Source organism: Natronococcus sp. A-GB7, assembly GCF_029688865.1.
Lineage (GTDB): Archaea > Halobacteriota > Halobacteria > Halobacteriales > Natrialbaceae > Natronococcus.
Genome location: NZ_JARUKV010000018.1, coordinates 1 through 13,460 on the forward strand (window position 1 = coordinate 1; position 13,460 = coordinate 13,460).

A 13,460-nucleotide genomic window follows, 5' to 3' on the forward strand; every position below is an offset into this window, starting at 1 on the left:
GCAAACATCGGACTGGCTAGTGAAAAGGACCAATTGGGAGCGTCCCCAAGCATCGACCATGGGACTTGGAAGCACCGCAAAGAAGATTCAGGGACTGTCCGAGCGTGCGGAAGCGATGTACAAGCAGGTACAGGAGCTCCAGCAGCGAATCACGAACCTGGAAGAGGAGGTCGACGACACCCACGACACCGTCAACCGGATGGACCACCAGCTGACCGAGCAGCGCGAACTACTGCTCGCGATGGCCGAGGAGCAGGGGATCGACGGGGAGGAGATCCTCGCGGACGCCGCGATCGATCAGGCCGAACTCGAGGCCGAGGACGACACGAGCGAGGGAGCCGGCGGAAAGCGCCGACGCGAGGAGACGACCGCCGAGTAACGCCGACCGCTTTTCTGCCGGAGGAAATCTCCGACACAGCGCCGCGACCGGGCCCTCGGGATAGCAAAACCTAACAACAGGGGCAACATTTGCCAGCACGATGACGACCCACGAGCGACCGGTGGACTCGGTGCTGGAGACGATCGGTCGGACGCCGCTCGTTCGCCTCCAGGAGTCGCCGGGCGACGTGCAGATCTACGCCAAGCTCGAATCGTTCAACCCCGGCGCGAGCGTCAAGGACCGAATCGGCCGCTACATGCTCGAGCGAATGCTCGAGCGCGGAGACCTGCCGGCCGGCGGAACGGTGATCGAACCCACCGCCGGCAACACGGGAATCGGCCTGGCAATCGCCGCCCAGCAGCTCGGCCTCGACGCGATGTTCGTCGTCCCCGAGCGCTTCAGCGTCGAGAAACAGCAGCTGATGGCCGCCCTCGGTGCGGAAGTGATCAACACGCCGACCGACGACGGGATGGGCGGGGCGATCGACCGCGCCCACGAACTCGCCGCCGAACTCGACGACGCCGTCGTCCCCCAGCAGTTCTCGAACCCGCTGAACACCGAGGCTCACTACGAGACGACCGCCCCGGAGATCTACGAGGCCCTCGACGACGAGGTCGGTGCCGTCGTCGCGGGCTGTGGCACGGCCGGGACGCTGATGGGGCTGGCCCGCTACGCCCTCGAGCGCGACGAGTCGACTCACGTTGCCGCCGTCGAACCCGAGGGGTCGGTGTACGGCGAACTCCTCGAGGACGACCGCGAAGAAGGCGAGTACAAGACCGAGGGGATCGGTACCCACGACCCCTCGACCAACGAGCTGTTCGATCCGGAGCTGGTCGACGCGGTCCACGCGATCCCCGATCGGGCATCCCACGAGGAGCTCGCCCGTCTCGCCCGCGAGGAAGGCCACCTGGTAGCCTCGAGCGCCGGCGCGGCCAGCGTCGCGGCGAAACGGGTCGCCCAGGCGATCGCCGACGGCGACCTCGAGACTCCACACGACACCGTCGTCACGGTGTTTCCGGACTCGAGCGAGCGCTACCTCTCGAAGGGGATCTACCGCTCGTTCGAGGAGTGGACGTCGTGACGACGCCGCCGCTAGCCGTTATTGGTAGAGTTTCTTCGCGTCGATGACGTCTAAGGTCTCGTCCTGTTCGGCTTCCCACACCCGAACGACGAGATGTGCTTTGCAGTGGTACTCCACCATCTCCATCCCCGTCCGCTCGTTCCTGAGCACGAGCTGGCAGGTCCCTTCGTTCGAACAGTCCCCGGACCGGTCACACATTGTGTTTCCGTATTCCTCTGGCCGGTAAGTCTTTGTCGGTGGTTGGGGGTTTCTGCGGGCGCTAATAGCGTCGCTCCCGAGACGACGGAACTGTGGCGAGATCAGGCGAGGAGCCGCTGGTGTTGTACCTTCATACACTGATCCTGGACGACGGCTCGACCGCTCCCCTCGACGCGTTCGGCCGCCTCGTCGTCGCGGATCCCTAGCTGGGTCCAGACCGTCTCGACGTCCTCGCGCTCGAGGACCTCGTCGACGATACCGGCGACCTCCTCGCTGGGCCGGAAGACACAGACGACCTCGATCTCCCGGTCGACGTCCGACAGCGTGTCGGCCGCAGACCGATCGAAGATCTCCTCGGCGTTCGGGTTGACGGGAACCACGTCGTACCCCTGCTCGAGAAGGTATCGGGGAACGTCGTGGGCGGCCTTGCCGGGCGTGCTCGAGCAGCCGACGACGGCGACCGTCTCGCTTTCGAGGGCCTCGCGGATTCGGTCGGATTCGGATACTGGCATACCCGACGTAGAGTCGCCGGCCCTAAACGTTGCGTGGCGCGTTCAGGTTCCGAGCCCGGTCGTGCTGACCTCCGGCTCGCCGTCGTCCCCCTCGCGGACCCTGATGAGGCCGTCGAACAGCTGCTTGAGCGTGTTCATCGTCTGCTCGTCGTGGGCGGTCGAGTCGATGACGGTGATACCCAGGGCGCTGGCGCTCTGAATGCGACCGGTGAAGACGTGGAGAAACCGGAACACGGTCTGGAGATCCGCGTACATCAGCAGCGTCGAGACCGAGGAGATGAGCACGCGGTTCCGCTCGAGCCCGCGCTCGTCGTAGAACTCCTGGAGGAACTCGGAGAGTTTGATCCCGATCCCGGTCATGTCCACCGGGGAGGCGGTGTACTTGACGCGGAGATCGTCCTCGACGGCCCCGACGCCGCGCTGTTCGGTCACGCAGTCGACGATTCCGACGTCGGCGTCTTCGGGGAAGTTCGGCAGGATCGTCTCGGCGCTATCCTTCGTCGTCACCACGATCGATCCCTCGCCGCGAGCCGCGCCGTTCTCGAGCAGGTCGATCGCGAGCCCGCGCTTCCCGGTTAGCGGCGGTCCCGACACGAGCACGTTCGTTCCGGGGCCGACTTCGACGTCCGGACCGACGGCAGCGAGATCGTACATACCTGGTGTTTCCTCAACGAGCGTTGTACCCCGTTCTAACTCGGGATCGAAGCGTCTGCTAAAACGATGCACCAACGCGTCCATAGGTCTTGTGATTGACGTGTTCGGTTCGGCCGCCTCAGGCGACCGCACCGCCCTCGAGCGCGCGGCCGACGATGAAGGCGACGGCCGCGAGGAACATCCCGTACTTGAGACGGGACTGGCCGGCCGTCGGATCGTCGAAGCTCTCGTAGGCCGCGTACAGCATGATCGCGTTCGCCGGCACCACGAGGGCCAGGTAGGCGACTCCGAACTCGCCGAGGGCGTACGGCAGTGGGCTCGCGAGCACGGCTGCAACCAGCAGCGCCGTCGCGACCGCCAGCGCGGGTCGCTCGCCGATCGCGATCGGCAGCGTGTTCAGCCCCTCCTCGCGGTCGCCCTCGAGGTCCTCGACGTCCTTGATGATCTCGCGGGTCAGCGTGGCGACGCCCGCGAGGACGAACAGTACGGCGGCGGGGCCGACCTCGCCGACGGCCGCGGCTCCGAACAGGAACGTGCTCCCGACGAGGTAGGCGACCAGGGCGTTACCCAGCCCCGGCAACCCCTTGAACAGCTCCGTGTACGCCACCAGCGCGAGGAGGTTGATCGCGGCGATCGCGATCGCCAGCCGCGGAAGCACCAGCGCCAGCCCGATCGCGCCAACGAACAGCACGACGCTGAACGCGAGCGCTCCGCGAGGACTCACCGCACCCCGTGGGATCGCCCGCTCGGGCTGGTTGATCCGATCGATCTCCCGATCGAAGTAGTCGTTGATCGCGTTCCCCGCACCGACCGCCAGCCCCGTCGCTGCAACGGCGGCCGCCACCTCGAACGAGTGGGTTGTCACTCCGCCGGCGACGAACGCGCCGATGAACGTCAGCACGCTGGCGGCGATCACGTTCACCGGTCGCGTCAGCTCGAGCAACCCACGAACCGTCTCCCCCGCAGTCATGCCCGACTCTGCTCAGGCGGCGAGGATAAACGGTCCGATCTCTACCGCCACTCCTCGAGATCACAGAGATCCGCGTCGGCGACCGAGAGCCAGGCCCCGGCCCGCTCGCCCTCGTCGGTGTCGAGCGGGACCGCCATCCAGACGTTCGCCTCGTCGTCGCCACACAGCTCGAGGGGACGCCCCTCGGACGATTCCTCGTCGGCACTGGATTCGGGCCGCTCGCGTACCGTCATACGTGGGGTTTGGTCTCGAGGCATAAAGAGGGCTCGAGGCGATTGCCACGCGGTGAGAACGACCACAGGTGTGGCGGCCCGTCTCGAGGTTGGGTGAAATCGAGTGACTTATACGGAACCGACGGAAACGAAGGAGTGAGGGCGCTTAGCTCAGTCTGGACAGAGTACTTGGCTTCGGACCAAGCTGCCGCGGGTTCAAATCCTGCAGCGCCCATCCTGCCGCGTAACGCCTAGGAGTCACACGACAGCGTCGACTTCCTTATAAACAAGCCGGCCGCAGCGCGCAAGAGTCCATCACGTCGCGTGATGGGGGTCGCCTCTGTCATGGGATTTGCTGGAGCAAACCACTCGGCGCAGCAATATAACGCTGGTGAAACGTTCAGTCGATACAGAAATCCCCTCGAGATTCGCTGTGATATCTCTCTAAGATTGATGTTTTCGTACTCGAGGCCAGCCATAAACATCGACGTAATTCACTTTTATTTATATTCCTTTCCATCAGTGAAGACATCGAAGTGCGATCAGATACTGTCCGCTATAGAACAGAACTTATCCTCGTTGAAATTCTGGAGGCAATTAGGCACAGTATCACTCGGCGACCGTCTCTGGAAAAGAGTCCAAACCGTTCTGTCTCCGCGGCGGGACTAGTGTGAATTCAGATGTTCTTCCCAGTACTCCTCGACCTCTTCGTCTAGGTCCGCCGAGGGGAGGTCTCGCCAGAACCAGTTCCGACCGACATCCCAGAGCCCGTCGGCGTAGTCCGGATCTCGCTCGGTTAGATCCCCGCTGGCGGCCTCTTCGTGAAGCCGCTCGTACATGTTCAGTGAGTGGCGGATGATGCGCCCGTTGGAGGCGTTGTTCAACTGTGGTGCCTGGCCGCGCTGTTCGACTAGGACGCTGCCCCGACCGGCTACCCCGTACGCATTGCGGCAGATGTTCGCCGTCGTGCCGCCGGGGAAAATGGAGGCGTTGCCGTTCGCGCGGCCCTGGACGCCATCCCAAAACGCGCCGGCGACCTGCTTCGAGAGGTCGACTGCGTCGTCGGGCGCGTGCGGGTTGAACGGCCAGGCCAGCGAGACGTTGACCATGTCGCAGTTCTGGTCGTGGTAGGTGAACTGCGTATGCCAGTCGACGATGAGGTCAGCGTCGACCTCTTCGACCTTGTCGATCATTGCCTGGGTCTCCGGCGAAGGGTTCTCGTCCGGGATGCCGATCTCGGGGTCGAAGGCGTCCGGGTCGACCTCGGCCAGGGTCTCCTCGTCGAACTGGAAGTAATGCTGGCGGTTCGGGTCGGCCGGCCCGCACTGGTTCCGTCCGAAGTAGGGGCCGTCGTGACAGACGTCGTCCGGTCGCTTGTTCTCACGTGTGGGGGTCTCATTGTCGTCGGCGGGCGCCCAGCCGTCCGGGTTGTGTCGAACGAGGAAGTGGATCGTTAACTCGTCCAGAATGTCGGAGCGACCCTGGCCGTTGCCGAGGTCTCGCAGCACTCGGAGCGCGGCCTCGGTGGCCGGCTGCTCGTCGCCGTGTTGCTGATTGGTATGAAAGACGTGGAAGTCGCCGCTACCCACCTTCGCGTACGGGATCGGTCGCCCCTGCCAGGTCTCGCCGAGTTCCTCGTACTCAACGTTCGTCCGGTTCTCGAGCCGGTGGAGCCGGTCGTAGAGCCTCTCGTTCGAAGTGAACGCCTCGTAGTTCTCCCTGGCAGTCTCTGGAGGGAAGGGACCGTTCGGCGTGACCACGTCACAGTCTGCCGCCGCCGTTCCGGTGATAGTCGTGCCGAGGACGCCTGCCGCAGCGATTCCACTAGCAGTCCTGAGTACGTGCCGTCGCTTCATGATACACTCGATAAATCATCAACTAGTGTCAAATAGTTTATGGGGCTTCTCAGAAATATCTATTACAGTTTCTACTACATACTAATGTCCAGTCGTACGCCAAAGAATCGGCGACGAGCTGTCTGAGGAGACCAACACAATCCCTCGTGGGCGTCCCCCGATCGCCGCCGGTTGATAGATCCTCGAAACCGGGGTCCTACCGAACCTCCCCGTACGTCCCGACCAGTTCGCCATCGACGTACCGGCGCTGTTGGAACCCGAGGGCGTTACAGAGCAACGTGTGACCCATGAACGAGACGGCATAGTCGGCCATGCCGAAGGGGTGGAGCTCGGTCTGCTGAGCCGGCGGGAGCACGCTTCCGATGACGGTGATCTCGGCGTCGCCGGCGGCGAGCCGGCCGGCGCCGACGCCCTCCCCGCCGATCGTTCCGGCGACCTCGCCGCTCGCCTCTCGGAAGGCGTCCTCGTCGACGACGGTCGCAGGCTGGTCAACGCCCGTCGTGTAGCCGAGCTGCGATCCCTTCCAGATCTCCTGTTGCCGGGGACGGATCCCCGCGAGGAGGTCGTGGTCGAACTCTCGATCCTCGAGGTTGGCGAAGTTGACCTCGATGTCGCTTACGTCATCGCCGTCGATATCGGCGGCGTCACCGACGTCGAGGGCCCCGAGCAGGTTGACGCCGCTGTCGGTCAACACGAGGTCGCCCCCGGCCTCGACGAACGCCTCGATGGCCGAGATGTAGCGGTCGTCGTCGGCCCCGTCGTCGTGGGAGACGACCAGCTTGTCGTAGTGGCGCTGGCCGGACTGGCCCCGGAGCAGGCGTCCGTTCCGGACGTCGTGGACGCGCAGCCCGTTCACGTCGCCGTCCTCGACGAACGGCCCGAGGTCCTCGAAGAACTGCATCGGGTTGACGACGTACTCGGTCTGTTCGTAGCCCAGGGTGTCTCTGGGATCGGGGGCCCCCTCCGACTCGATGAGGGTCGTCTGGACGTCGACGTCGGCGTCGGTATCGATCTCGACGTTCCAGTCGCCTGTCTCGGGACGGCGGACGAACCAGTCCTCGAAGTCGTGCCTGCGGACGTCCCGATCCGCGAGATCGATCTCCTTGACAACGTTCCCGCCGGGATTGACGAGCCGAACCGTCCCCTGGGTGGCGTTCGAGAGTCCCTGGAAGTGTACGAACAGCGAATGTGTCGACTCGCCGGAGGACGTGTTGACGCTCGATCTGCCGTCGGGGCCGGGCTGGACGGTCTCGTGGCGCCGTCGCACCTCGGTTGCCCGGTCCTGCCCGGGACCCTGACCCTGGCCGGGGCTCTCGTCGGTGTGGGGGAGGTCCGCAGACCGGCGCGTCAGCTCGTCCGAGCTAACGTAGGCAGTGTCCTGTCCGTCGGTCGCCACGGTTGCGTCGGTCTCCGCGGCAGTCATTCGGGCGTACTCGCGCATCGAGAGTCGGTAGGCGGTCTCGTAGTGACGGGTCCAGTAGGGCTTCCACTGTTTGATGGCCGACCCGAAGTGATTCGAGATGATGACCTCCGGGGCGACGGTGACCGCACCGAGGCCGCCGAACTCCTCGGGCTGACCGGCCCACCCGAGGAACGCGCCCGTGACCTGGTAGGCGAGCGAGTCGTAGATCGTCCCCCAGTCGAGCAGGCCATCGTAGCTGTCGCCCTCGGGGAGGAATGGGGCTCCGTACTCGGTTTCACCGGCCGCCATGATGTCGGACGCGAGCGGTTCGGCGTCGACCGAGCCCCACTCGTCGGCCATCGCCTCGCCGATCTGGATGCTCACCTCGTCTAGATCATGAGTCTTGTCGTGGGTGAACGGAGCGTTCGTCTCGAGGTTGAACACCATGTGATCGGCGGTGTACATCCCGTGGTAGTCACAGAGGAACTCCACGTTGTCGTAGTCGCGGAAGTGCTCGACGATGGCCAGCGAGTCGGGAACCATCTCGTGGTAGCCCCGACCGTCGGGATCGTCGGGGCGAACGTCGGGCGTGTCCACGGGTTCCGCGGGCCAGAACGACGGATCCGTCCAACCCATTGTCGGATACTGCCGATTCGTGTCGAGACCCGACCCGCTCCCCCGCTGGAAGTTCCAGTTGTGGTCGGCCACCCACGGGATCTCGGTTTCGGGCTTGCGCGAGACCCATCCGTCCGGGTTCGTAAACAGGAAGAGGAGGACGACGTCGTCTAGGAGTTCTTCGAACTCGGGAGCCTCGCCGTAGGCGATGTCCTCGATGATGCGACAGCCGGCCTCGGTGCCGGCTCGCTCGTCGCCGTGGATGTTGAGCGAGTACACCACCTTCTCCTTCTCGGCGAACGAGGCCTCGTCGTCGACGTCGTTCGTGACCTCCGTGACGTAGACGTCGTTCGGGTCCGGGTCCTCGCCGGTGAACTGGTTGTTCCAGCCGGGAGACTCTCCGATCGAGTAGAAGTCGATCCGGTCGGGAGCGACCTCCGCTTCCAGGTACCTGATGCCCTGAACGGATTCCTCGAACGAGAGCCAGTCCCGAGACTCCTCGACCGGCGGGAAGACGCCGTCGGCGTAGGGGTCCTCTAGATGCCACCACGGATTGGCACCCATGGAGTAAGCGACCGCTTCGACGTAGTCATCGAACTCGTCGAGTACCGATCCGAGTTCGTCGGCGTCGAGGCGGGCGTGGGCCGCCGGCGTCGGCTCGCTTCGTGTCACCGCGGTCGGTGGGGCAGTCTGGTCGTCGACGTCCCAGTCCGGGTCAGTGTACTCCGCCTCGAAGTCCTCCGGGACGCCGGCTGCCGCATCGAACTCGATGACGACTGGCACCTCGTAGTCGTCCGGCGTGGCATTGACGACGAACGCGGCTCGATCGGTCAGCGCGGGGTGCTCGACCTCCGCAGCAACCGCGTTCGGTAGCGCGAGCGCCGCGCCGGTCGCGGCGGCGACCGAGAGGAACGTGCGCCGATCTACAGCGCCGCCCTCGAATGCGCTCTCGCCGAGTTCGGCAGCCTCCTCATAGGTGTACCGCTCTCGATCGCTTTCCGATTCTACACTTCCAGAGTGATGGTGGTCACTGCTCATTGGTGATTCCTGTGGGTGCGGCCCACATATTCATCTTCTAAAGAGTGTAATAAAGTCATGATTGAGACTCTCAAATACTGCCACTGAACAAAGTATTTATTATCAAAGAACCCAGTAGGTTGTTGATCAAATCCTTCAAAACCTACACAGCTGCTACGCGAAAGAAGACACTTATCGGAAACAGCCGACACCCTCGACGAATAGACTCCCGTTCGGGACCACGTCTGTTTCGTACAGGATCTGGTTGTAGCCAGTCAAAAGGAACGTTTGACGCAATTTCGTCACCATCTCCGAGTTCGGTTAGCGGTCCCGCAGGAACGTCCGCCGCTGTTTCATCTTCGGCCACTCATCCGGTGAACTCGAAATTACCTACACCCGGGATATCTGGCGTATCAGATCCCTGATCTCCGCCTATCGAGTCATCGGCCACACCGATGAGCTCACGGTAGAAGGACACCGAAGGCGCCGCGAAAAACGTCACAACACGCGGTGATTACGTCAACCCAACTGAGCCCAGGAGAGCGTGAATCAACTTCGGTGCGGGCGCTTGTTCACCTGGAGCAGGTGGGGATGGGAAGGCGAACGACGCGGGATTACTCTGATCGGGCCGTCACTCAACTCTGACCAATTCACCACGTTCGCTTAACCAATAGTTGAGTGACTTAGCGGGTGGTCATTGGTTAACTGCGACCGTCGAACCGCTCTCGATTCGAACCGAGCCGAATTTTACTGCGATCAGTCGGACGGCGACAGGAACCGACCGGCTGGTGCCGTTCGGACGGGCTCGAGTGCGGCGTGCACGGGGTTGTCGTCGGCCGTCGCCTCGAGATACGCGTTGTCCGTTTCCAGAACTCGTAGGTTGGCAGTCAGGAGAGGATCGGTGTTAGTCTTGGTAGGCACTCTCATTACTCTGCTCTATTCAGATAGTAAGTCAGCTTTATTAATATATTTGAACTTGTTCTGATAGAACAGTCCAAAGAGAGTATCGGTTGGACGAGTCGGTACCCCGAACGCCGTTGTTCCGCAGGACGAGAACCAAACCCCCGCTCGGTACTGCCGCAACGACAACACGTATTGACTGTCCCGCGTCCAGTACGGACCATGACTACCGGAAGCGAGGAACAGATCGATACTCCCGACACGACCGAGCCGCTTCGAGTCGGCGTCGTCGGCGGCGGATTCATCGGAACGACGGTCGGCGGGCAGTTCCGCGAGCACGACGGCGCTCGCGTCGCCGCGCTCGCCGACGTCGACGAGACCGTCCTCGAGGAGGCCGGCGCCGAGCTGGGTGTCGACACCGACGCCCGGTACACGGAGTACGAGACGATGCTCGAGGCCGAACCTCTCGACGCCGTACTGATCGGAACGCCGCATACGCTTCACTACGAGCAGGTGCTCGCGGCGATCGACCGCGACCTTCACGTGCTCTGTGACAAACCGCTGACGACCGATCTCGAGCGGGCGCGGGAACTCGTCGAGCTCGACCGCGAGCGCGAGGAGGTGTTGATGGTCGGCTACCAGCGCCACCTCTACGAGGCGTTTCGCAGGGCCCGCGAGCTGTGGGCGACGGAGGGACGCGAGCCGAGCTGGATCACGGCCGAGGTCGGGCAGGACTGGGTCGACCGCTTCGAGGGGACGTGGCGACGGGATCCGGATCTCTCCGGCGGCGGCTACCTGTACGATACCGGAAGCCACCTGCTCGACTGCGTCCTCTGGAGTACCGGGCTCACCCCCGAAGCGGTCTCGGCGAGCATGAACTTCGTCGACGACGAGCGACGCGTCGACGGTCGCGCGACCGTCACGATCCGATTCACGAACGGTGCGACGGCGTCGTTCTCGATGTCCGGCGAGGTGCCGTGCATGCGCGAACACGTCCGAATGTGGGACCGAGAGGGTGCCGTCGCCCTCGACAGCCGGGACTGGGAGTCGAGCGAGTACGTCGAGGTCGACGCGGACAGCGGCGAGTACCGGCCTCGGCTGCGGACCGAGGGCAGACAGACGAAAGCCGATGCGTTCGTCGAGGCGATCAGGACCGGGAGCGAACCGCCCGCGACCGCGCTCGACGGCCTGCGGGTGACGGCCGTCACCGAGGCGGCCTACGAGTCCGCCCGAGGCGACGGCTCGTTCGTCGCCGTCGCCCCCGACGACACCTCTCGGTAGTGCCGCTCGCGGAGAAGCCGAGGCGCTCGAGCACCGACCCCTCGCCGAGTTGAAAGCGAGCGACGTGGGGTATCTCAATCCCTAAATACGGCGAGCCGCGGGTGGAGGTATGGAACGGATCCCCGATCTCGAGCGACGCCGATTCCTTCAGACGGCGGCGGGCGCGCTCGTCGTCGGCGCGGCCGGCTGTGCGGACACAGAGGACGACGATTCCCACCCACAGCTCGAGGAACTCGATATGAACGCCCTCCGTGAGACGGTCGCCGAGCAGTCCGAAGCCCCCGACGACGCGGTGACGCTGGGGGTTGGGTTCGCCGACGAGAACCTCCCGATGACGAGCGAGCTGTACGAGCCGAATCCGGACGCCGAGATCAGCGATACCGAGCAGTACGACACCCAGGAACTCGAGGACGTCGACCTCGTCGCCGATCCGGTCGAGGAGCTGCCGACCCTCGACACCGACGAGATCACGCTGTACGCCCTCGAGCTGGCGCCGGGGGAAACCCGGACGATGGCGCTGGTCGTCCGGGGCGACGAGGACGTGGCTTTCGACGCTCACCAACCCGAGGGGGAGCCCTACGATATCGACAGCGGGCTGGTGCTCAACTGCTACTGTATCGACGAGGTGTGGAACGCGCCCGCGGAAGGAACCTGGACTCGAGTGATCGAGGTCGGCCTCGAGGAGGATCTCGAGGATCCCGAGTCGGGCGCGATGGTGTACGGCGTCTTCGACGGCGAGGAGTAAGCAGCTCCCGGTCGCCGATCCACCTCACTCGGGCGCGTCCTCGATCAGGACGACGGCCTCGCCGTCGACCACGCGCTCGCCCTCGGAGTCGACGGTCGTCCGCAGTCGGTACCGGTCCCCACCGAGTTCCTCGATGATCTCGCAGTCGGCGATGATCGTCGAGCCGATCTCGACGGGACCCTGGAACTCGAGGTCCTGGGAGAGATACACCGTCAGCCCCGGAAACCGCGCGAGGGCCGCGCTGATGGCGCCGGCGACGAGCGTGCCGTGGACGATCGAGCCGCCAAAGCGGGTGTCCTCGGCGAAATCGTTCTCGAGGTGGAGTCGGTTCGTGTCGCCCGAGACCTGGGCGAAGGCGGCGACGTCCGCGTCCTCGACCGATTTGGTAAACCGGACGGCGTCGCCGACCGAGAGCTCCTCGAGGCTGTCCGTCGAGCGTTCGGTCGTCCAGTCGACGTCCCCGTAGGTGACCTCCGGAACCGTCGGGTCGACCCTGGTCGCCTCGCTCGAGGACTGCAGCCCCATCGCGGCCAGCATCGCGCTGTTCGCCTCGGCGTAGCTGTTGAGCACGTGCTGTGAGATCGTCGCCCAGCGTTCGGGGCCCGGTACGATGTCGGCGGCGTCCGTTGGTATCGTGTTCGAACTCATAGGTAGTAGCTGGAACCGATCGTGATCGACTATGAGTAGGAGTCGCATCCTCTTGATGACATCGCTACCTCCATCGATCCGTGACCGTCTTAGACGTGCACTCGTCGCTCGAGGAACTGGGTTACGGCCTCGTTGAACGCCGTCGGGCGGTCCTGGTTGACGAGGTGGCCGGAGTCGGCCAGCTCGAGCCACGCGCCGTCGTCGACCTCGCCGGCGATCGTCCGACCCTGTCGTTTCACGGGCGGCGCCTCCTGGTCACCGTGGACGACCAGCGTCGGCGTCTCGACGTGGCTCAGTTCGGGCGGGTCGAACCGGTAGAGCGCGTCGAAGATCTTCCGGTACTCCTCGTCGTCGACCTCACCGACGGCGTCCATCGCCATCGATCGGACCTCGGGATCGACCGAGAGCCACCGCTGGCCCGTCGTCGCCTGGATCGAGGTCAGCATCGACCGAAACGTCGCCTCGGGCCCGGTCATCGACAGCGACGCGGACAGGGCAGGCATCGGCGACAGGAACGATTTCGCCCCCATCGGTAGCTCGACGGGCGGCATCGATCTGACGGCCCCGCCGAGGATCGCCCCCGCCGCGCGGTCGGGGTGGCGACCGAGGTAGTTCTGGACGACCATCGACCCCAGCGAGAGGCCACACAGCACCGGGTTCTCGAGTGCGAGGTGGTCGAGCAGCTCCTCGAGATCGTCGGTGAAGAGATCGATCGAGTACTCGTCGGCGTCGGTCGCGCCCGTGTTCCCGTGGCCGCGCACGTCGAGGGTGACGGGTTGGTGTGTCGATTCGAACCGGTCGACCTGGGGACCCCAGGCGCGACCGTTCTGCCAGCCGCCGTGGACGAAAACAAGCGGCGAGCCGTCGCCGCGCGCGTCGTACCAGAGCGAGCCATCGTCAAGCGAGAGTTCTGCCATACCTCCGTCTGGGACCGCTCGGTAATAGATCCCCGGCTGGCGTTCGCGGCCCACCCGGGCGGTCTGTTGTCCC

At 64.5% G+C, this 13,460-nt stretch carries 13 protein-coding genes and 1 tRNA gene; 5 read left to right on the forward strand and 9 right to left on the reverse strand.

Annotated features, from left to right (window positions below; all coding sequences use genetic code 11):
* Nucleotides 1-58 precede the first annotated feature (58 nt).
* Together QA609_RS15900 and QA609_RS15905 are read left to right on the forward strand one after the other, a co-directional pair.
* Complete coding sequence (locus QA609_RS15900) at nt 59-379, forward strand: DUF5798 family protein (RefSeq protein WP_278303586.1); 321 nt, start codon at nt 59-61, stop codon at nt 377-379.
* Nucleotides 380-479: 100 nt separating this feature from the next.
* Nucleotides 480-1,460, forward strand: a complete 981-nt coding sequence (locus tag QA609_RS15905) for a PLP-dependent cysteine synthase family protein (RefSeq protein ID WP_278303587.1) — start codon at nt 480-482, stop codon at nt 1,458-1,460.
* Between the two features lie 18 nt (nt 1,461-1,478).
* Here QA609_RS15905 and QA609_RS15910 read toward each other — a convergent pair whose 3' ends face one another.
* The 5 genes from QA609_RS15910 to QA609_RS15930 form a co-directional block, all read right to left on the reverse strand.
* Nucleotides 1,479-1,658 carry a hypothetical protein gene (locus QA609_RS15910; RefSeq protein WP_278303588.1) on the reverse strand — a complete coding sequence of 60 codons (180 nt, stop codon included), beginning with the start codon at nt 1,656-1,658 and terminating at the stop codon, nt 1,479-1,481.
* A 101-nt stretch (nt 1,659-1,759) separates the two neighbouring features.
* The gene (locus QA609_RS15915) at nt 1,760-2,170 is read right to left on the reverse strand and encodes a CoA-binding protein (protein ID WP_278303589.1); all 411 of its coding nucleotides are present in this window, start codon (nt 2,168-2,170) and stop codon (nt 1,760-1,762) included.
* Between the two features lie 42 nt (nt 2,171-2,212).
* Nucleotides 2,213-2,824 carry an ATPase domain-containing protein gene (locus QA609_RS15920; RefSeq protein ID WP_278303590.1) on the reverse strand — a complete coding sequence of 204 codons (612 nt, stop codon included), beginning with the start codon at nt 2,822-2,824 and terminating at the stop codon, nt 2,213-2,215.
* Between the two features lie 118 nt (nt 2,825-2,942).
* On the reverse strand, nt 2,943-3,794 hold the full coding sequence (locus tag QA609_RS15925) for a geranylgeranylglycerol-phosphate geranylgeranyltransferase (protein WP_278303591.1): 852 nt from the start codon (nt 3,792-3,794) through the stop codon (nt 2,943-2,945).
* A gap of 41 nt (nt 3,795-3,835) precedes the next feature.
* On the reverse strand, nt 3,836-4,027 hold the full coding sequence (locus QA609_RS15930) for a hypothetical protein (protein WP_278303592.1): 192 nt from the start codon (nt 4,025-4,027) through the stop codon (nt 3,836-3,838).
* Nucleotides 4,028-4,166: 139 nt separating this feature from the next.
* Here QA609_RS15930 and QA609_RS15935 point away from each other — a divergent pair.
* Nucleotides 4,167-4,241, forward strand: a tRNA-Arg gene (locus QA609_RS15935).
* Between the two features lie 430 nt (nt 4,242-4,671).
* Here the strand turns inward: QA609_RS15935 and QA609_RS15940 are convergent.
* A complete protein-coding gene (locus QA609_RS15940; protein WP_278303593.1) occupies nt 4,672-5,862 on the reverse strand; it encodes a M14 family zinc carboxypeptidase in 1,191 nt (396 codons plus the stop codon).
* Between the two features lie 196 nt (nt 5,863-6,058).
* Entirely contained in the window at nt 6,059-8,917 is a 2,859-nt protein-coding gene (locus QA609_RS15945; protein WP_278303594.1) for a M14 family zinc carboxypeptidase, read from the reverse strand.
* A gap of 1,101 nt (nt 8,918-10,018) precedes the next feature.
* Here QA609_RS15945 and QA609_RS15950 point away from each other — a divergent pair.
* Nucleotides 10,019-11,077 (forward strand): Gfo/Idh/MocA family oxidoreductase, encoded by a 1,059-nt coding sequence (locus tag QA609_RS15950; RefSeq protein WP_278303595.1) that lies wholly within the window; start codon nt 10,019-10,021, stop codon nt 11,075-11,077.
* A gap of 109 nt (nt 11,078-11,186) precedes the next feature.
* Nucleotides 11,187-11,822: a hypothetical protein gene (locus QA609_RS15955; RefSeq protein ID WP_278303596.1), complete on the forward strand. Its 636-nt coding sequence runs from the start codon at nt 11,187-11,189 to the stop codon at nt 11,820-11,822.
* Nucleotides 11,823-11,846: 24 nt separating this feature from the next.
* Here the strand turns inward: QA609_RS15955 and QA609_RS15960 are convergent, their stop codons facing one another.
* Together QA609_RS15960 and QA609_RS15965 are read right to left on the reverse strand one after the other, a co-directional pair.
* The gene (locus QA609_RS15960) at nt 11,847-12,470 is read right to left on the reverse strand and encodes a MaoC family dehydratase (RefSeq protein ID WP_278303597.1); all 624 of its coding nucleotides are present in this window, start codon (nt 12,468-12,470) and stop codon (nt 11,847-11,849) included.
* An 89-nt stretch (nt 12,471-12,559) separates the two neighbouring features.
* Nucleotides 12,560-13,387: an alpha/beta hydrolase gene (locus QA609_RS15965; protein WP_278303598.1), complete on the reverse strand. Its 828-nt coding sequence runs from the start codon at nt 13,385-13,387 to the stop codon at nt 12,560-12,562.
* Between the last annotated feature and the right edge of the window lie 73 nt (nt 13,388-13,460).